Annotated in this window: 13 protein-coding genes; 5 read left to right on the top strand and 8 right to left on the bottom strand. The window is 42.9% G+C overall.

Annotation, left to right across the window (positions count from 1 at the left end):
* Nucleotides 1–4 precede the first annotated feature (4 nt).
* The 8 genes from aroE to LNTAR_RS07820 form a co-directional block, all read right to left on the bottom strand.
* Nucleotides 5–856, bottom strand: a complete 852-nt coding sequence (aroE, locus tag LNTAR_RS07855; RefSeq protein WP_007278139.1) for a shikimate dehydrogenase — start codon at nucleotides 854–856, stop codon at nucleotides 5–7.
* 11 nt (nucleotides 857–867) lie between these two features.
* A complete protein-coding gene (locus LNTAR_RS07850; protein WP_007278138.1) occupies nucleotides 868–2148 on the bottom strand; it encodes an ABC transporter permease in 1281 nt (426 codons plus the stop codon).
* A 9-nt stretch (nucleotides 2149–2157) separates the two neighbouring features.
* Nucleotides 2158–3648 carry a sugar ABC transporter ATP-binding protein gene (locus tag LNTAR_RS07845; protein WP_007278137.1) on the bottom strand — a complete coding sequence of 497 codons (1491 nt, stop codon included), beginning with the start codon at nucleotides 3646–3648 and terminating at the stop codon, nucleotides 2158–2160.
* 2 nt (nucleotides 3649–3650) lie between these two features.
* Entirely contained in the window at nucleotides 3651–4631 is a 981-nt protein-coding gene (locus LNTAR_RS07840) for a substrate-binding domain-containing protein (protein WP_007278136.1), read from the bottom strand.
* 105 nt (nucleotides 4632–4736) lie between these two features.
* The gene (locus tag LNTAR_RS07835; protein WP_007278135.1) at nucleotides 4737–5588 is read right to left on the bottom strand and encodes a carbohydrate kinase family protein; all 852 of its coding nucleotides are present in this window, start codon (nucleotides 5586–5588) and stop codon (nucleotides 4737–4739) included.
* Nucleotides 5589–5719: 131 nt separating this feature from the next.
* A complete protein-coding gene (locus LNTAR_RS07830; protein WP_007278134.1) occupies nucleotides 5720–6403 on the bottom strand; it encodes a DUF6398 domain-containing protein in 684 nt (227 codons plus the stop codon).
* Nucleotides 6404–6415: 12 nt separating this feature from the next.
* Complete coding sequence (locus LNTAR_RS07825) at nucleotides 6416–7753, bottom strand: DUF6880 family protein (RefSeq protein ID WP_007278133.1); 1338 nt, start codon at nucleotides 7751–7753, stop codon at nucleotides 6416–6418.
* A 6-nt stretch (nucleotides 7754–7759) separates the two neighbouring features.
* Nucleotides 7760–9553 (bottom strand): hypothetical protein, encoded by a 1794-nt coding sequence (locus tag LNTAR_RS07820; protein WP_007278132.1) that lies wholly within the window; start codon nucleotides 9551–9553, stop codon nucleotides 7760–7762.
* Nucleotides 9554–10330: 777 nt separating this feature from the next.
* On the opposite strand from LNTAR_RS07820, the gene LNTAR_RS07815 reads away from it, so the two are divergent.
* The 5 genes from LNTAR_RS07815 (at nucleotide 10331) to LNTAR_RS25370 (ending at nucleotide 19216) form a co-directional block, all read left to right on the top strand.
* Nucleotides 10331–10843: a sigma-70 family RNA polymerase sigma factor gene (locus LNTAR_RS07815; RefSeq protein WP_007278130.1), complete on the top strand. Its 513-nt coding sequence runs from the start codon at nucleotides 10331–10333 to the stop codon at nucleotides 10841–10843.
* Nucleotides 10840–12288, top strand: a complete 1449-nt coding sequence (locus LNTAR_RS07810) for a LamG-like jellyroll fold domain-containing protein (RefSeq protein WP_007278129.1) — start codon at nucleotides 10840–10842, stop codon at nucleotides 12286–12288. Before LNTAR_RS07815 ends, LNTAR_RS07810 begins: the two co-directional genes overlap by 4 nt.
* Before the next feature lie 78 nt (nucleotides 12289–12366).
* The gene (locus LNTAR_RS25375; protein WP_007278128.1) at nucleotides 12367–15438 is read left to right on the top strand and encodes a DUF7133 domain-containing protein; all 3072 of its coding nucleotides are present in this window, start codon (nucleotides 12367–12369) and stop codon (nucleotides 15436–15438) included.
* 14 nt (nucleotides 15439–15452) lie between these two features.
* The gene (locus tag LNTAR_RS07800; RefSeq protein ID WP_007278127.1) at nucleotides 15453–16457 is read left to right on the top strand and encodes a ThuA domain-containing protein; all 1005 of its coding nucleotides are present in this window, start codon (nucleotides 15453–15455) and stop codon (nucleotides 16455–16457) included.
* Between the two features lie 194 nt (nucleotides 16458–16651).
* Nucleotides 16652–19216, top strand: coding sequence for a DUF7133 domain-containing protein (locus tag LNTAR_RS25370; protein ID WP_007278126.1), 2565 nt, complete (start codon nucleotides 16652–16654; stop codon nucleotides 19214–19216).
* Nucleotides 19217–19467: the final 251 nt, after the last annotated feature.

Here is a 19467-nt window from a genome sequence, read left to right as displayed (position 1 = left end):
ATGTTTAGCTAAATAAATCGACGAGTGCTTCACGCATCACATCGGCGTTGACATCTTTATCAGACCAATATTTGATAGCAATCTTTCCTTGATTCACCAGCATTCCCAGGCCGTCAATTGTCGTGCAACCACGAGCGGCGGCGTCTTGAATAAAAGGCGTTTGGGGAGGGTTCGGGATCACGTCAGAAACAATCATATTTGATTTTAAAGTGCTCATATCAATGGGAACTTTTGTCGTGTCGGGATAGAGACCAATATTTGTCGCATTGATGACGATGTCCACATTTGCGGGAATCGCAACTTCACCCTCTAAGGTGATAGCTTCGCCGACTGAATCCGTATTTTTATTGACGAGCTCGGCTAGCTCTTTAGCGGTTTTTCCCGTACGGTTGACAATAATAATTTTAGCGGCCTTTTCTAGGGCACATTCAATCGCAATGGCACGAGCAGCACCACCGGCACCTAAAATGAGAAGAGTTTTACCCTCGATACTAGTGAGCTCTTTAAGAGACTCAGTGTAGCCTTTGCCATCGGTGTTTTCACCAATGTATTTACCATCGCGCTCAACCACACAATTCACTGCGCCCATGAGTTCTGCAGATTCTCCGAGTCCATCAAGAAGTGGAATGATATTCTGCTTGTGAGGCAAGGTGCAATTGAAGCCTTTGAAGCCCATGGCTTTGACGCCCTCAAAAGAAACTTCGAGTTTGTCTTTGGGGATTTCTCTTGAGATGTAACGGTACTTCATGCCTTCGTGCTTAAAAACGGCTTCCATCATGAACTCAGTTGGATTCTCCCAAACGGGCATACCAAAATTGGCAATTAAAGTACTTTGACAGTCGACTATTGCTGACATAATGGACTCCTTTATTTCTTTTTTATTTTATCAATAATGATTGCGGCTAAGATCACACAGCCCAATACGATTTGCTGTGTGTTGGAACTAATCGCCATGAGGTTCATGCCATTATTAATGACTTCGATGATGGCGCAACCAATGAGAGTTCCGATAATTTTTCCTTGTCCCCCCATAAGACTAGTACCACCAACGACAACAGCGGCAATCACGTTAAGTTCCCAAGTTTGACCAAATTCACCACTGCCGGAATTGAGTTCTGAGGCCATGACGATCCCGGCGATACCCGCCATGATTCCCGATATAGTGTACACTGAAATTAAGACGCGTTTGACTGGCACCCCAGAGAGGCGGGCGGCTTCTTCATTACCACCAATGGCGTAAATCTGCCGACCGAAAATTGTTTTGTGCATGACGAAGTAAGCAAGACCATAAAGTAGCAACATGAGAATGATCGGATTAGGTGTCTGACCCAACCAAGAGATATCAGGAAGCCCGACTTTTATGGTTTGATTACCCGTAAGGTTTAGTGCTAAACCACGGGCAATAAGCATCATGGCGAGGGTCACTATAAAGGAGGGAACTTTAAAAATGGTGGTCAAAGTTCCATTGATAAAGCCACAAAAACCTGCAGCTGCGATTCCCGCAAGAAAAGAACAGCCAATCATTACCGGACTAGAGGAATTACCAAAACCATTTTGTAGGGTCATGGTCGCTACGACAGTTGCCAAAGCGACTAATGAGCCGACGGAAAGATCAATACCTGCAGTAATAATGATCATCGTCATACCGATGGCAATGATGGCAGTTTTTGCTGTTTTATCGGGAAGAGTTTTTAAATTGCTCGCTTTGAGAAAGGTCGAGACCGTTTCGCTTTTCGGGATGAGAACTTCACTAGATTTAAAGTGATCAACACTATTGTAGAAGGTCCAGTTCCCCGTCTTTTTACTACAGGCAATTAAAGTATTTGCGGGAACCGCAGAAACCAATTCTTTCAAAGCTTTTTTAGCCTTGGATGGCTCAGCAGTTTCAATAATATGCAAGTCTATGCCTTTGCCTTTCAGGGCTTCTTCCACACCTTGTTTGACCTGTTGATCATCGGAGGAAGTCCCGACAATAAGTACGAGCTCGGTTTTCCCCGAATTAAGCGTTTTTTCAGCTAATTGCAGACCAGCGCCATAGCCTTCTGCGGTTTGTTCTTTGAATGTGGTCAAAGAAAAAATGACAAAGAGGAGGGCCAGAACCAGGATCATGCCGTAGTCCGATAGCAGGGATGAGAGTTTTTGTTTCATGAGAATACCTTAGTGAATTGCGTGATCGAGTAAAATTTCTTGAGTGGTGTTTTGCACGTCTTCAACGACGGCGGAAATATGTCCACTACGCATAACAACAATGCGATCGGACATGCCAATGACTTCGGGAAGTTCGGAGCTAATCATAATGATGGCTTTGCCTTGTTCAGCGAGTTGATTAATAAGCATGTAGATTTCGTATTTAGCCCCCACGTCGATGCCTCGTGTGGGCTCATCAATGATGATGACTTCGCAGTCCTGCTCAAGCCATTTGGCGAGCACGACTTTTTGCTGATTGCCACCAGAGAGATTTTTGGCGAGTTGTTCCTGATGGGGAATTTTTATCTTCATGCTTTCGATATGCTTTGCGAAACGCTTCTTTTCTTCAAAGGCATTGATGACGCCTTTTTTCGAGAAGAGTCCAAGATTGGGCAGGCCAAAATTTTCGCGAACGGAATGCATCAAGACGAGACCTTGACCTTTGCGGTCTTCCGTGAGTAAGCCAATGCCCTTCGCAATGGCATCTCCAGGAGATTTGATATCGAGTTCTTTGCCGTGGAGTTTCACTGTTCCGCTACGCTTTTTGTCCGCGCCAAAGATAAGTCGCATAAGCTCTGTTCGCCCGGCACCAACTAAGCCAGTGAAACCTAATACCTCTCCTGCATGAACCGTAAATGAGGCATTTTTAACATCAGCTGAATTCATTTCACTGACTTCTAATACTGGAGCACCAATCTTGTGATAGTGTTTTGGAAATTCGTTTTCGACTTTGCGACCCACCATCATTTCGATCATTTCCTGACGGGTAATTTCCTCAATCTCCTTCGTTCCAATGTACTCGCCATCCCGCATAACCGTGACTCGGTTGGCAATATCAAAAATCTCATCGAGTCGGTGACTAATATAAATGATGCCAATCCCCTGTTTTTGGAGGTCGCGGATAATTTTGAATAAGCCTTCGACTTCCTGAGGTGTGAGCGTCGCACTGGGTTCATCCATGACCAGCAAACTCAATTCAGAGGAAAGAGCCTTAACGATTTCAACGATTTGCTGTTCAGCAGTACTTAATTTACAGCACAAAGTCTCCGGGTCGATATCTATTCCAATTTTCTGAAAGAGTTCCAGAGCGTGTTGATGTTCCTCTTTTTTTGAGATAACACCCTTTTTACTTTTGGGTTTACCAAGGAAAATATTTTCGCGAACGGTCAGATGAGGAATGAGATTAAATTCTTGATAGATTATGCCAATGCCTAAGTCTTGGGATACCTGTGGATTTTCAATCTCAATTTTTTCCCCTTTGAGTTCTATGATCCCCTCGGTAGGTTGGTGAGCACCCCCAAGCATTTTGATCAGAGTACTTTTACCCGCTCCATTTTCCCCCATGAGCGCCAGAACTTCTCCCTTATAGAGGGCCATGTCGATCCCTTTAATGGCATGCACGCCAGGGAACCGTTTATGAATCCCCCGCATTTGTAAAAGAAGTTCTTGCTTATCAGACATGCTTACTTAGCCGTTTTTAGTGATGGATCATTTTTAGCATCTTCTTGGTAGTAGAGCTTAGTAGCAATAAGAATCTCAGGCTTCACTTCATCACCATTTTTATAGGCCAAAATTTGCTGAACAGTCAGTTTGCCAATTTCTGAAGGGAACTGAATAGGATCGGCATGAATTTCACCACGTAAGATGGCTTCTTTACCGATACGCAGACCATCAAAACCAATGATTTTAACATCTTGAAGTTTGTTCGCTTTTTTGAGAGCTACGACCGCACCAAGAGCTGATAAATCATTAATGGCAAAAACGCCTTTAAGATCTGGCGTTGCATTGAGTTGATCTTCAGTTGCTTTTTTACTGGGTTCTTCAGCTGCTGCGCCATCGAGTTCCGCTACAATGACGATTTTCTTGTCTGGATGAGCTTCATTGTGCTCGGCAATAACTTCTTTAAAGCCATCCACGCGCAAGAGGCAAGATTGAGCTTTTTTGAAATCGAGAATAAGCACTTTCCCGCCATTGGGAAGTACGTCAATCATGGCTTGTGCTGCGAGCTTACCGCCACCGAAATTATCTGTCATCACATTGCAGACCACTTTGGCTCCTGGATCGGTGCAACCCGTATCCGCCGTAAATACGGGAATCTCAGCCGCATTGGCCGCTTTGATAGGCTCGCCAATCGCCAATGTATTTTTAGGTGCCACAATAATGGCATCGACTTTTTGAGAAATAAAATCTTTCATTTGCTTAGCTTGTTTTTCCGCATCATCACCAGAGAGAATAATGACTTCGTAACCATGCTTTTCCGCTTCAGCTTTTGCGGCCTCCGCAAGTTCCACAAAAAAGGGATTTGCTAAAGTCATCACGGTGATGCCAAGCAGCTTTTTATTTTTCTGTAGAGGCTCATTGCTGCTTGCTGAGTCACTTTCACCACAACTGCTGAATAAGCCGAGGCAGGCTAAGAGCATTAGAGCGTTTAATAATTTTTTCATTTACTTCTCCTATTTATTGATTACTTTCTGAATTATCCATATATGAAATTCTCTGAATTTAGTTTATTACTTATTTGTAACTGATTTTACAAAAAATACTTAGAACTACGGAGTGAGTTTAAGCTTAGCTGGTAATTCAACCGTGGCTCCACTATGACTACAAACATAAGCTGCCATATCTGAAGCCTGTTTTTGAGCATCTTTAATTGGCATACCCTGCAAATAATTAATAATGAAACAAGCTGTAAACGAGTCTCCAGCTCCGACGGTATCGACGAGTTCGCATGGGCTGGCCGACATTATACTCGTTTCATTTTGCGAAATTATTGTACTCCCTTCTTCACCTAAAGTGAGTATGATAAGTTCCAGATTAAAGCTATCTGAAAGCTCTGCTTCTTCGATATTGAGTAAGTCGCAAATGATGGGCAGCTCTTCTTCATTGAGCTTGAGAAAGTCGCATTCATTTAAAGACTTTAGAATGACTTCTTCAGAATAGAAGTTTTGGCGGAGGTTTATATCAAAAAGAACCTTGCAACAAGACTTACGGTGACGCAGAGCTTCGTAAATTGTCTGCCGACTTTGCTCTGAGCGCTGAGCTAAGCTACCAAAAGCAATTAGATCGGCATTGGAACTTAAATTAATCAGTTCCGAACTAAGAGCTATGTGATCCCAGGCACAATCGGCATTGAATTGATAATTGGCACTCCCATCTTTATTTAAAGTGATATCTACCACGCCGGTAGGATGATCTGTAGTAGGAGCCTTTAGATTGATGCCACAGTCTTTTATGGCTCGGGTGATTTCCCTGCCCAATTCATCGTCACCAACTGCGGAATACGCAGCGGCTTCCGCGCCCATTTGCACCGTATGAAAAATGAAATTTGCAGGTGCACCACCCCAGACCTTTTTATCAGGAAATACATCCCACAAAATTTCGCCAATACACAATGTTTTCATCTAAGTTCCTTTAAATTAATTATACCATAATAAAGGCAGGAGAAATGAATTTCAAGCCACAGAATAAATAAAAGTCACCTAAATAGATATTAAATGTAATTTATATGTAAATTTTTACTTAAAAACACATCTTAAAAATCGAAAAGACTGGGATTCATTCTATCGAATTCTTCTTGCTGTAATTTTTGTTCCCTTTCGCGTTCTTCTTGCTTTCTTTCTCGCTCATCCTGCTTTGCGCGTTTGGCTTCATCTTTTTTTAATTGTTTTCTTTCGGCCTCAGCTCTCAGTTCTTCATTGCGAATTTTCTGTAGGCTAAGTTCTCCCTTTGGCGAATGATTGGAGAAGTAAAGTTTCGCTCCTTTGTCTTCCGGGTAAATGGGTATTTCTTCATTTTCTCTATCGGGATAGACTGGAATAAGAAAGCCCTCTTCTGTTTCAAGGACCATTGGGAAACTTTGCTGAATTTCAAAACCTGCAAATTCTCCACCATGCCAGGAGATATCATTTTCTTCCATAATTTTACTTGCTTTATTGCCCAGAGTTGCCGAACTAACATTAAAATAATTGGCCAGATCTTTGCTCTCGATAAAATGATCCTTACTCTTATCAAAGAGGTAGTTCACTCGAGCTATCACATAAATAATACTCCCCGCCCAAACTTCTTTCTTACCACGATTGAGGTCCATGAGATCCTCCTCGTGGAGCATATTTGTTAACTGCCAGCAGAGACTAAGGATTTCCTCATTAAAGTACTCCAAAGCAAAACTCCCAATGAGCTCTTTAATAACTTCGGCTCTTTCATTATCCTTATTCATCTTATCACATTCTTAATCATTATACTGTGCCCAAAAACTTCTTTTGCGTTTATGTGTTTCAGACATTTTTTTATAAAATTCTTCATGATGCTCATAGGGTGACCAATCACTAATCTCAGTCTCAAACTTTACTATTTTTTTCAAATATTTGGCACCATGTCTATAGGCTTTTGTATAGCCCCGGTCAAGGATTGACATTAATAAAGACCGGTAAACTAAGCTCGACACCAAATACTTCTCAGCCTTTTCAAAGGATTCAACTAGCTCTAATAAAGCACCGTAGGCATTTCCATTTAGTTTATCATGATGTCTAAGTACATATGCCTCAGCCTTATCAATTAATTCACAATGGATTAAAAATAAGGCCTCGTGCTCATAAAAGGACTCAGATTCCAACATCAGCTCAGACTCCTCCTTAAGAATGACTTCCTTATCTAATTCGGGATTGCAGTTTAAAAGTGACTCCAAACTATGTACTGTTCGACAGGCACGAAATTGACTACGGAGAATCATTTCAACTTTTCCTGGCTCACCCTGCGCTTGATAAATCTCGATAAGTAAATTTTGTTTATCATGCTGTACGAAAAAATCATCATTCGGAATCGTTTCTAAGGTTTTTAATGCCTCGTCCAGATCATTTTTCTCAAAATAAATCTTTGCTAAATCAATTTTGGCTGCGGAACCTATTTCGCCGTGGGCGGCCTCATAAGTTCTACTGTAAAGATCTGCATCCCCTATTTGCTTTGCCAAAGTCATGACCAGGTATAAGTACCTTCGCTTTTTGTAATCATCTTGTTTAATGACAGCCATATCTTCAAGTTCTTTGACCATCCATTGCTGTTGTTCTACGGGTAAACTATTGGCACACTCAATCACTGTATCTCTTAAACCGTATTCATCATTCGTACTTAAATCCAAAATGTATTCTGCTACACGCCGCTTATTAGTGCAGGCCTGAGTGTATGCTAAAAACATCTCTTGAGCATCCGAATTATAGACATCGCCAATACAGCCACTGGAATCATCCGCATTATTCATTACTGAAGCATCGCTTCGATAAAAATGAGCAATTTCTTCCAGGCCTTGCTCAGGACTGATCTGGGTTGCTTTCAAGTCCTGTAAAATCAGCCTTAATTCATCTGCAAAGTCAAAACTTTGCTTCCAATAAATAAAGCATAGGCCATCTAGAAGATCATTTAATTTTTGCTGAAATCGCAACAAATTTCTTTTTGGGGTAGCGATAGTACGACTGATCAAGTCATTCGCGTAATCAGAATGATCCATGACATCGAGCAATAAATCCGCCAGCTTTTCCGCTCCCAACTTCACTAATTGTTTTTTCTTATTCATAGCAAGCTATTTTTTACGCTGTTTTTTCTTGGCCTTCTTCTTGGCCTTGGCCTTGGCACGGGCCTCGGCCTTCTTCTTTTTGAGCTGCTGCTCTCGAACTTGTTGTTTGTTCTTTTCTTTTATTGCCTCAAGCTCTAACAATGATTCATCTAAATCTTCCTCCAGACTATGCATTTCATTATATAGATTATCGAAAGGGTTCATAAAATTCTCACGCCGACGACGCTGCTCTGCAATCATTCCTGAAACCTCTTCAAGCAAGGGATGATCGATCTCATGTAATTCACAAACTGCGTCAATGAGTTCAGCCGTCTCGCCAGTGACTTCATGATTTCCCAAAAAGTTTAATAAATCCACATGGAGAAACTTACTAAAGGGATCTACCTCATCATCATATAGCACACCATCTGTTAAAGATACCTCCATCAAAGCCTGCAAAGATTCCGCTGTGGGAATATCGCCAAGTGCGCCACGCAGGTAAATTGATCTTGCCGAGTCATCTTCTTTGATCTGTGGTCGAATTTCCTTTACGGTACGAGCACCAAGCAAACGCAAGCAGGTACTTATATCCTCTAATATAAAATCGCCTTGATCTTCTGTTAAACAATCAATCAAACGCTCAACTGACCTAAAGCAATCGTCGGGTTTTATCGAGCACCACCCTTTAAAAACCTGACAGGCATTGGCTATGGATACATAGCGTTTATCTTCTTCGAGAATTTGTAAGAGCGGCTCCTCGTAAATAGCGGGATCAGCTTTCACCAAAGCATCAATACATTGCGTGTCTAAATAAGATTGATTTTGCTGCAATAATTGTAGCGCGCAAGCCGCTTTATCATCCGCTTGAGCAAGTAAAGCGGGCTGATTCTGCAAGCTAGCACAGGCATTAAAAATGAGGTAGGACTTTACTTTTATATTCGTACATTGCTTTTTCTTGGCAAAGAAAGTCAGTAGGTCCAAGCCCCATAAAAAGATCTTTTGAAACTCCGGCATTTTCAGACCTTCGTCCCAAGACTTCTCCCAACTTTCAATATCCCACGCGCTTTCTTCTGCCAGTCTCAGCAAATCATCTTTAAAAACTTTTGAGCTATTGCCTTGCACTGCTTGGATCAAAAGTTTTTCATCAAAGTCGTAAGCTTTTAGGCAGCGACTTAAGGCTTCATTCAGTGCTCCAAACTCAAAGTTTTTTAATTCATCAGCTTTATCACGTAAATTTTGATAAATGTAAGCCTCGCAGACCAATTCAGTTAATTTACAACTGTAAGCATCCTCATCATAAATTTTTTCAAAAAGCTCTTCTCGCTGACTTAAGGGAGCGACCTTTAGGAGTGCCCTCCTAACAAAATCTATCATAAAACCTTCTTCGCCAGTCTTATAACATTGATTGATATTCACATAAGCCATGGGACGAGGAAAATGTTCAATGATATCGAATATGCCTATCATATCCTCCAGGTGTTTAGCTTGATGATAAAGCTTACGATTCTCTACATATTCGAATACATCAACGTCATCACAAGTCGATAAAAATTGATAAACCTCCCAATGGGGAATTTTATCTTTTTCTAGGTCATCAACTAAACGCTGGGCTAAGATTGCTTTTTTTGCTAAGTCCTGAATGATCCGTAGTGTTTGACCACGCTTTGATTTATCCTCACCATTAATGAGTTCATAGGCAAAATCATCCACCAAATGCGGATAAAGCGCCACGGCAATCTCTAGAGCCCATACCTGAAACTTAGCTTTCTTGGCAAAGCTTTCTTTTATAAATTCTTCCGTCCATAAATTTTGTTCATTCATTTTCTAAATCCCATTCTCAATTCTTAACTAAGTTTCCATCCTCAATTTCCATAGCCTTTTCAATAAAGCTTATTTCAGCTACTTCCCATCAGACTCAGGCATTTTCAACTGTTTACAGTTTGTAACCGTTTCATTTCCTTCTATTAAAGGCCTATGTTTTAAAAATTTCCAATAATTCCTAGCTGATTGATAATCATTTTTCTCAGTCAAGATCGCAATGACATCGATGATCTAAATCATACCACTTCTCCACTTCGCTATCACACTCAGTACGGATGGAACTATCTTCAAAGATTTGTAGCTGCTCTTTTTTCATACTTCTTTCCTAAACAGACACCTGATCAATCAGCTTTTTCTATAAAGTTGCTTCACTCTGAATACAGATGATTCCTATTCAGATATATATTGCTTATTAACTCATTTTCCCTCTTAAATATAATGTGCCCTAAAAACAGATATAGTGTCCTATAATTTGTAATCTTTACAGCAGCCCTAAAGTTCAATAATAGTATCTCTATTAAAGTTTATTAAAATTATCCTCACGATAATTAGTTTTTACATCCTCGATATAAATAAGTACTATTCAAACCTAATTGGTAAAAACCGACTTGCCTTAACAACTGGGTGAGAGCACATAAAGCTTCAACTCATGGCGATTGTAAGGTATTTTACATTTTTTTGAATTCAAAAATAAAAAAATTGCATTTTTTGTTTCTTTTCGCCGATGAATTCAGTATTGTGAGGTGGATACCTAATAAAGATTGAGAATTTTAGTTAATGAAGCCAGAAGAAATCATCGCAAATTTTAGTAAGGAACACCGTAGGCTATGGGCTATGGCTTATTCCATTTGCCATGATTATCACTTGTGTGATGACATCCTGCAAGAAGTCTCTATCACACTCATTAAGAAGGCTGATGACTTTGATTCGGAGAGAGCTTTTCTTCCTTGGGCAATTGGTATTACCCGTATTCAGGCTTTGCGGGCTTCGCAAAAAAAGAAGCTGGACAAGCTCGACCTCTCCGAGGATAGTCTGGATATCATCGAAAAGCAAATCTGCGAAAATTACCAAGACGAAGTTCTCGAATCTCGGCTGCAATCACTCAAATCCTGCCTGGGGAAAATCAGCGGTGAAAATTATCAAATTTTAAAAATGAAGTATATCAAGGGTGAATCGGCTCGCCAAATTGCCCAATCAATTGGCCGTAGTGAAACCGCCACCCACTCACTCTTGCAGCGCCTGCGTTTGAGCCTGCAAAAATGCATCATTTCAAAGGCGATCAACTCATGAATGATTTAGAATATATCCACAAGTTTCACCAAAAGAAACTGAGTTCTCAGGACCTGCAAGCTTTTGATCAAGGCCTTCAAAATGACGCAGACTTCTCCAAGCTCTACACCGATTTTTTAATGGATGAGAGCCTCATGAAAGACGCGCTCAACGAACTCTCCATCACTGGTCATGAACCTAGCGAAGCCAAGCCTTCAAAAAAATCTTTTTACCTGATTGCCGGCGTCCTCATGGCAAGTGCTGCTTTATTCGCTTTTTTCTTTCAGGTCCCTAGTCAACAGAACCTCGACTTCAGCCCCAAAGTCATCAGTGTAAAATCCAAGCAAGGCTTGCAAAAGGGCCAAATCCTTGAACTCGGTCGGTTTTATAAGATCTCTGAAGGAGATTTACTGCGCGTTCAGTACCTCGACAAATCCATTTTGGAATTCACCAAGGAAGCTGAATTCAGCTTTAATCGCAAAGGCGACTCAAAGTTAGTCTACCTCAACCAAGGGCAGATGTACGGCGATATTCAAAAACAAGAACTCGGCCCCATGTTGATTGAAACGGGATCGGCAAAAGCTGAAATCCTTGGAACCAAGTTTAATCTCTCTAGTGAGCCGGAAAAATCTGATCTAGAAGTTCTCCATGGCAAAATTCACTTCCAGAACCGCACGGGAAGTTCTGATCTCGTTCAAACGGGAGAGAAGGCCTCTGCCTCGCCAAAGCAAGCGGTCATTGCCGAATCCATTCACTCCAATCAATTGGACAAAGACTTCGAACGCTTTACTCAGTGGCAAAGCTACTCAAATCAACTTCAAAAAGATCCCGACCTCGTCGCTTATTACGATCACTTCAAAGGCGAGTTCCCTTATGTTTTAAAAAATTTAGCTCAAAGTGACTCAGCTCATCTGAGAGATGGTCGCATTACTGACCCTCAATGGACGAAGGGGCGCTGGCCTCAGAAAGACGCCCTCTACTACTCGACTTATAGCTATGTGGACTGCGGCTCTGATTCCCATTTTAATTTTAAAGAAGCCGTCACTCTATTTGCTTGGGTCAAAGTCAAAAAATTTACTCGTCATTTCCAGGCTATTGTTGCCCGAGGTGATCATAGCTGGCGCATTGCTCGCAATGGCAGTAAAAACTCTATCGAATTCGCCTGTGACACGAACTCCCCCTACGTCGTTCGAGGCAAAACGAGCATAGACGATAATCAATGGCATCTCATCACTGCCACCTACGACGGCAAAGAGATGAGACTCTATATCGACGGTGAAATTGACGCTATTCACCAAGTGGAAGGACAAATCAATGTTACCCCAAATAAACGCGTCGATATTGGCACCAACAACGACCGGTCACATCATCGTGATTTCGAGGGTTGGATGGACGAAGTGGGCATCTTCAAACGCGCCCTCAGTGCTTCCGAAATACGAGAGATGTACGAAATCGGCAAGCCATGATTTTTGACCGCTTGAGCAAAGCTGTTAAGAAAAACCTTTTCATAAACAATTAAATCAATAATTATTACTAGGAGTCCAATGAATAAAACTAGCCTATTCTTTAGCTTATTATCTACTGTTCTTTTTGTTCAAGCCAACACACCCGAAGGCTTTAGCGAAACGCGCTTTGCCGGTTACCCCGAAATTAAAAGTCTCACTGGCCTATCTGTCAGCCCCGAAGGCGTAGTTTATGCTGCCCAAGATTTGAATGGTGCATGGGGCAAAAACCCTCATAATGGCTCCATTACCCGTATGGAAGATACCGATGGCGATGGCAAAGCCGATAAATTCACCAAATTTGTTGCCGATATTGATCAACCGCGCGGCATCCATTTTATTCACGACACACTCTATGTCATCAATCCACCCTACCTCACAGCCTTCAAAGACAGTGATAATGATGGTGTGGCGGACCAAAAGAAAAATCTTCTTACTGGCATCGGCTTTTCTTTAGATTGGCGTGGTGGTGATCATACTTCCAATGGCGTGCGCATGGGTGCTGACGGTTGGCTTTACATGGCGATTGGTGATTACGCCATTCCCAATGGCAAAGGTAGCGATGGCTCCTCTGTTCAGCTTTGGGGTGGGGGAGTTCTGCGCTGCCGTCCCGATGGTTCAGAACTGGAAATTTTCACTTCAAATACACGTAATATTTATGGTGTCGCTATTACTCCACAAATGGAGCTCTTCTCCCGTGACAACACCAATGATGGTGGGGGTTGGAACGTTCGTTTTCACTACTTTAGTCAATTTATGGATGCCGGTTATCCTCGTAAATATCTGAGTAATCCCGACGAAACCCAAGCCCCTCTCGCAGACTATGGTGGCGGCAGTGGTACGGGAATGCGCTTTATCCAAGAACCCGGTATACCCAGGCAATGGAATAATAAAGTCTACAGCTGTGACTGGGGTGGAACGGGTATTTCTATTCACGATATGAAGCGATTCGAAGAAACCTATATCATTGAACAAAAAACTTTCTTTAAACCTGATAAAGCCATGGATATCGATGCGGATGCCGCTGGCAATATCTACGTCATGAACTGGAAAGGCGCTAACAATTACGCCAACTTTGATAAAGAGCGCGGCAGTATTTTTAAACTCAAACCAACAAATCATCAAGCTAAAAATTTTCCCGAGTTAAAAAAACAGTCCATTGATCAACTCATCAACAATCTCAATAGTGATTCTGAAAACCTACGCATGACGAGTCAGCGCGAAATCATTAGTCGTAAAGCGGATATCAAAACCGCCAAAAAACTCACAATTTACGTACAAAATTCCTCGAAAAGCCTCTATGGACGTACTTCGGCTCTCTTTGCTCTAAAACAAATTTTTGGAACTCAAGCCCATGAGGCCTTGAAGTCTTTCACCAAGGATAAAGACCTCCGCGAAAATGCTCTCAAAGCACTCACGGATCGCTCCACACAAGTCAAGGGTCTCGATCCACAATTCTTCATTAATTTCCTCAAAGATCCCAATGCCCGAGTGCGCAGCCAAGCCATCATTAGCCTAGGCCGCCTCAAAGCTCCAGGAACGAGTCAATACATCATGGCCCTTGGAGCAAAGCCATATGATTACAAAAGTGATCAACTTCCCGATAGAGCCCAACTCAACCCGAGAATTCCCCACACGGCTTTTCGAGTGCTCCTTGAGCTCGCCGATGTTCCCTACTTACTTTCAGTCGCCAAAACTCGAGGCCCCAAATCGGAAATGGCCTTGCGCGTCTTAAAAAATATTTATACCCCGGAAGTGGTCGCTGGGATCACAAAGCTCTGTAATGAGGCCTCCCCTGAAGATCTCCCCCGCTACCTGCCCACTCTCTTTAGACTCTACTACATGGAAGATATCGAAAAAGTTGAATGGCGTCAACATTGGTGGAGTACCCGCCCGCAAACTAAAATCCCGTATATGAGGAAAGATCTTTGGGCTGGGTCTGAAAAAGTTAAGTCATGCATAGAAAAAAATATGTCTCGTCTTCAAGATCAGCAGATTGTCTCCATGCTTTCATCCTTACAAAGTGTGGGAATTCAGAGACGTGACTTCAAGCTCGGCTTAAAGATGACAGGACTCGAGGCATTAGTAACGAAAGACAAATTGGACCAAAAGGATATTGCCTTTATTGAAGCAGAAATAAAAGAAGGAAAAGATCAAGCCCAAATCGTTCTAGATGCCTGGAATAAACTCAACGATCATCTGGATGTTCACCCCAAAGAAGTTCGTCTCGCCCTATTTTCCATTGTAGAACAAAACCTTAAACACAGAAAAAACAAAGCTTTAAATGAACAAGTTAAAGCCTTCATGACTGATCCTAATTACCTACTTAGTAACGAAGATGCCATGTTCCAGGCCTTTTATCACAAAAAAGGCTGGGGTACAATGATCTATTACTGCCGCTACCTCTTAAACCTGCAAAGTATGCCTCTCATCCAAGATAAAACTCGTAAAAAAATCATTAAAGCCGTAGGCAAAGAAATTAGTAGAGGCCAGGAATTCACTGCAGAATATGCCGTCAATATGGGCTATCCTGAGTATTTTGAGGAAGTTAAAAAGTACGCTGCAAAAGGCAAGGGTAAAAAAGGCGAATTTTACAAAAAGCTCGTCGTCAAAATCGAGCAACTTAAGAATACAGACAGCAATCAAAAAATTGCTCAACTCGACAAGAAAATTGTCATGGCAAAAGTCAAAAACATCAAAGGGGATATCAAATTAGGTGAACAACTCTACACCCGCTCTGGTTGTGTCGCTTGTCATGCTCGTTCAGAAAGCGAAATGGCCAAAGGCCCCTACATGGGCAATGTGGGCACAACTTTCACTCGCGATGCCATTGCCGAAGCCATTATCGACCCCAACGCCACCATTTCTCAGGGTTTTACTTCCGTGCTCTTTAAGATGAAAGATGGTTCGAGCCACACCGGTTTTGTGAGCAGTCGCGAACACGGTCAAATTGCCCTGCGCAATCTCTTTGGCATTACGACAAAAATTGCCCACGAAGATGTGGTCTCAGAGAAGAAACTCAAAACTTCCATGATGCCAGAGGGGCTCGTCAACAATCTCAGCATTAAGGAATTTGCCGCTCTGGTAGATTACCTCAGCTCACTAAAAAAATAAAAGGATAGAAAGCTATGAACTTCAAGAAATCACTCCTCATGACCTTTGCTTTCACTGGTCTTGCGCTAGTCGCAAATGATGACAAACGAGCCAAGATCAAAGCTCTAGATATGCAGATGAAGCAAACGCATCAGCAATCCAATGAACTTAGGCATCAATCTGAACTCAAAAAACGCGAAGTCAACAAACTCAAATTCCAAAAATGGCTGCTCGAAAGAAGCGATAAAGTCGAAAAAATGTTCCAGGGTTTCGAAGTGGCCAAGAGCAAAAAGCCAAGAAAAGTTTTGATCTACTCTAGAACGACTGGCTTTCGTCATAGCTCCATCGAAACGGGCGCAGGCATGATAAAGTTAGTGGGTGAAAAAACGGGTGCCTATACAGCTGTTCACACCGAAGATGAAAGCATGATCAATGATGCGGAACTGGCAAAATACGATGTCCTACTCATGCTCAGCACAACTAACAATCCCATTTCCACCCCCAAAGCTCGCGCTGCTTTTGAGAAATTCATGGCTTCCGACAAGGGCCTCGTGGGAATTCACGCTGCCACGGACTGCCACAAAAAATGGCCGAACTACCTCGAAGCTATGGGCGGGATTTTTGATGGTCACCCCTGGGGCGCTGGCGATCACGTAACTTTGTACAATGAATGCCCCGATCACGCTTGTGCAAAAATGGTTCCCCAAGGCTTTGTCATTCGCGACGAAATCTATCAATACAAAGACGACAAACACTTCACGCGCGATAAGATGCGAGTCTTGCTCAGTCTCGATCTCTCAGGCCCCAAAATGATGAAGAATAACATGAAGCGTAAAGATAATGACTACGCTGTTTCTTGGCTCAGATCTTACACGGGCTCAAAAGTCTTTTACACCAACCTCGGCCACAATGAAGATACCTATTTCAATCCCGTTGCCATGCAGCACATGCTTACAGGCATTCAGTACGCCTGCGGCGACGTAGAAGCCGACGCCACACCAAGCGCAAAACTTGGTCTACTGCCCAAGCCAGTAAAATAAGGTATACGTCAAAGAGTTGATTCGGCCTGCTGATAAATGATCAGCAGGCCTTTTTTATATACTACTTATCACAAGTCATTTAATGATAAATAGATGTCGCAACATGACAAAGACTTCTTATTGATCAAGAGTTGAACTAAGCTTACTGTATTTAGTGAATCTAAATTTTCAGCCCTAAAATAAGAAGGCTTTCTATGTACATACATCACCTCAAGACTTTTGCTTTACTTTGTACCACCGGATTAGTAATAAGTGCCCAAAATCGCCTAGCTGTTGACAAAGATCCTGACGTCACTCCACTCGAGCCACAGGCTTCGCAGCAAAGCATTCGGATGGAAGCTCCTTTTAAAGCTGAGCTCATTGCCGCTGAACCCATGGTCAACGAACCCATCGTCATGGCATGGGGCGGCGATGGTGCCCTCTATGTCGTTGAACTGCGAGGCTATATGCAGGATGCCGATCATAGCGGTGCACAAGAACCCGTTGGTCAAGTCGTTCGTCTAGAGGATAGCAATGGCGATGGCATCATGGATAAGCAAAGTGTTTTTGTCGATAAGCTCGTGGAACCTCGCGCCATCATGGCCGTCAAAGGTGGCTTGCTAATTGCGGCTCCCCCCAATATTTATTTCTGTAAAGATAGCACAGGTGATGGCGTTGCCGACATACGCAAGTCCATTTACGATCGTTACGCTGGGCGTGGTGGCAATGTGGAACACAAAGATAACGGCCTCATGTGGGGCATAGACAACTGGATTTATAATGCCAAATCCGCGACCCGCTACCAATATATCCAAGATGATAAGGGCGGAAAATTCATCGAAGGTCAAACAGGCTTTCGCGGTCAGTGGGGCATCACTCAAGATAATATCGGCCATATTTATGCAACGGGCAATACGACCCCATGGATTGGCGAGCAAATTGCCTACGAATACCTGATGCATAACAAGCTCGTTCACGACGACACTTTCTCTCAACAAAAACGCCTCGAAAAAGACTTCAAAAAAGTTTGGCCCATCATCGGCACTCCCGATGTCCAGGGCGGCCCTGGCGCCATCCGCAAAGAAGATAACACCCTGCATAGCTTTACCGCTATTGGTGGTCAGGCGATCTTTCGTGGCGATAAACTCGGTGAAGATATGGTGGGACAATACTTTATCCCGGAACCCGTCGGGCGCTTGGTACGTCGAGCCGTCATCGAAGAAAAAGATGGTTTCCGCACTCTGACCAACCCCCTCAAAGGTCAACAGAAAGAATTTATGGCTTCCTCCGACTCGAACTTCCGCCCCGTCAACGCCTTTACGGGGCCCGATGGCTGTCTTTACATCATCGATATGTATCGCGGTATTATCCAAGATGGTAACTGGACGCGACCGGGCTCTTACTTGCGCAAAGAAATTCTTCGCAGGGGACTCGATAAAAACATTCAGCGCGGTCGTATCTACCGCATCTCAAAAGACGGCATCAAACCTGATGCCATACCCAAATTTGATAGCTTCTCAAATGATCAACTCATCAAAGCCCTCGCCCACGCCAATGGTTGGTGGCGTGATGAAGCGCAAAAACGCCTCGTGCTTGCCCAAGACAAATCCGTAGTCCCCGCTCTTAAGGAGTTGCTCAAAGCTGAAAAATCAGCTCTCGGTCGCGTCCACGCCATCTGGACTTTACGAGGTCTCGATTCATGGGACAAGGCAAGTGCGGAATCCGCAATTAAGGACACTGATTGGCAAGTGCAATTCACCGCCATTCGCGCCAGTGAAAAAATCATCCAAGAAGACAGCTCATTCATCAAAACTTTAGCTCAAACACCGTTGATCAATGATAAAGTCGCTCGCCAAGTCATCCTCTCTCTCGGTCTATGCAATAGCGTAAAGGGCGTCAAAGAGCAAAACAAAGCTGCCGCTAGGGCCCTCATTACCAAAATTGCCATGACCTACCCAAAAAATGACCTCATGGTACTCTCAACTATTGCTTCCATGCCGGGACAAGAAGAGGCTTTACTCGCTTTTATCCTAAAGAAGAGCGGCGATCCACAAGAAGCTTCAGCTTGGTTGAAAATGCTCGGTCGCATTATTATTAAATCCGGTGATGCCAAGCGAGTAGAAAAACTTTTGCAAATGTCGATTGAGTCTTCACAAGAACATCAAGAACTATTGATCCAAGGATTTGCCGAAGCACTTCCACAAAATGGTCGCGGCAGTGGCTCACGCGTCACACTGGTTCGCTTCGATAAAAAACCACAAGTACTCAGCCAGCTAGAAGAAACACACGCCGCTTCTGAACAACTCAAAAAATCTATGACTTGGTTTACCTGGCCCGGAGAGGCTCGCTATGATAAACCCTATGCCGTCGTGGAAATGGCCCATTGGGAAAAAGACCTCTACAACCGTGGCAAGACCATTTACAATGGCCTCTGTGCAGCCTGCCACGGCCAAGATGGCATGGGCATTAAAATTCCGAGCAGCACCGATTTGCTTGCTCCTGCACTTGCAGCCAACAAACGCGTTGAGGGCGATCCCGATAAAGTCGTGCAAATTCTACTCCACGGCCTCACGGGCCCCATCGATGGCAAAAAATATAGTGGCTTGATGGCTGCCATGGGCAGTAATGATGACGAATGGATTGGCTCCGTCACCACCTACATCCGTCGTGCCTGGGGCAATGTGGGCGAAAGCGTCCCTCATCATCAGGTCAAACGCGTTCGCGCCCGCCACAAAGACCGCAAAACTCCTTGGACTGACGCAGAACTCAAGAAAAAATAAAATTCCTATTCACACAATAAATCCCTGTGTTTCCTAAAAAACATAGGGATTTTTTATTGCTTTAAAAGCACAAAAAACGATTTAACACAATTTAAAAAAGTCGCTCGATACCATTTCTGATTTAGGTAAATTGTTCATAAGATCATTATTGAAAAGTATTTATATATTATTTTCACATATTCTAGGTCGTTATAAGATAATAAAATGTCGTAATTTGATAAATACCAAGACTTGCGGACTGCTTGTATTTG

Source organism: Lentisphaera araneosa HTCC2155 (assembly GCF_000170755.1).
Classification (GTDB): domain Bacteria; phylum Verrucomicrobiota; class Lentisphaeria; order Lentisphaerales; family Lentisphaeraceae; genus Lentisphaera; species Lentisphaera araneosa.
Note: the sequence above shows the minus strand (reverse complement) of the source record. Positions and strands in the feature narration are given on the sequence as shown.

Coding starts and splice junctions, on each gene's coding strand:
- LNTAR_RS07810 (WP_007278129.1), top strand. CDS start 10,840: ATGAATGATTTAGAATATATCCACAAGTTTCACCAAAAGAAACTGAGT.
- LNTAR_RS07820 (WP_007278132.1), bottom strand. CDS start 9,553: ATGAATGAACAAAATTTATGGACGGAAGAATTTATAAAAGAAAGCTTT.
- LNTAR_RS07850 (WP_007278138.1), bottom strand. CDS start 2,148: ATGAAACAAAAACTCTCATCCCTGCTATCGGACTACGGCATGATCCTG.
- LNTAR_RS07845 (WP_007278137.1), bottom strand. CDS start 3,648: ATGTCTGATAAGCAAGAACTTCTTTTACAAATGCGGGGGATTCATAAA.
- LNTAR_RS07830 (WP_007278134.1), bottom strand. CDS start 6,403: ATGAATAAGGATAATGAAAGAGCCGAAGTTATTAAAGAGCTCATTGGG.
- LNTAR_RS07800 (WP_007278127.1), top strand. CDS start 15,453: ATGAACTTCAAGAAATCACTCCTCATGACCTTTGCTTTCACTGGTCTT.
- LNTAR_RS07835 (WP_007278135.1), bottom strand. CDS start 5,588: ATGAAAACATTGTGTATTGGCGAAATTTTGTGGGATGTATTTCCTGAT.
- LNTAR_RS25370 (WP_007278126.1), top strand. CDS start 16,652: ATGTACATACATCACCTCAAGACTTTTGCTTTACTTTGTACCACCGGA.
- aroE (WP_007278139.1), bottom strand. CDS start 856: ATGTCAGCAATAGTCGACTGTCAAAGTACTTTAATTGCCAATTTTGGT.
- LNTAR_RS07825 (WP_007278133.1), bottom strand. CDS start 7,753: ATGAATAAGAAAAAACAATTAGTGAAGTTGGGAGCGGAAAAGCTGGCG.
- LNTAR_RS07840 (WP_007278136.1), bottom strand. CDS start 4,631: ATGAAAAAATTATTAAACGCTCTAATGCTCTTAGCCTGCCTCGGCTTA.
- LNTAR_RS25375 (WP_007278128.1), top strand. CDS start 12,367: ATGAATAAAACTAGCCTATTCTTTAGCTTATTATCTACTGTTCTTTTT.
- LNTAR_RS07815 (WP_007278130.1), top strand. CDS start 10,331: ATGAAGCCAGAAGAAATCATCGCAAATTTTAGTAAGGAACACCGTAGG.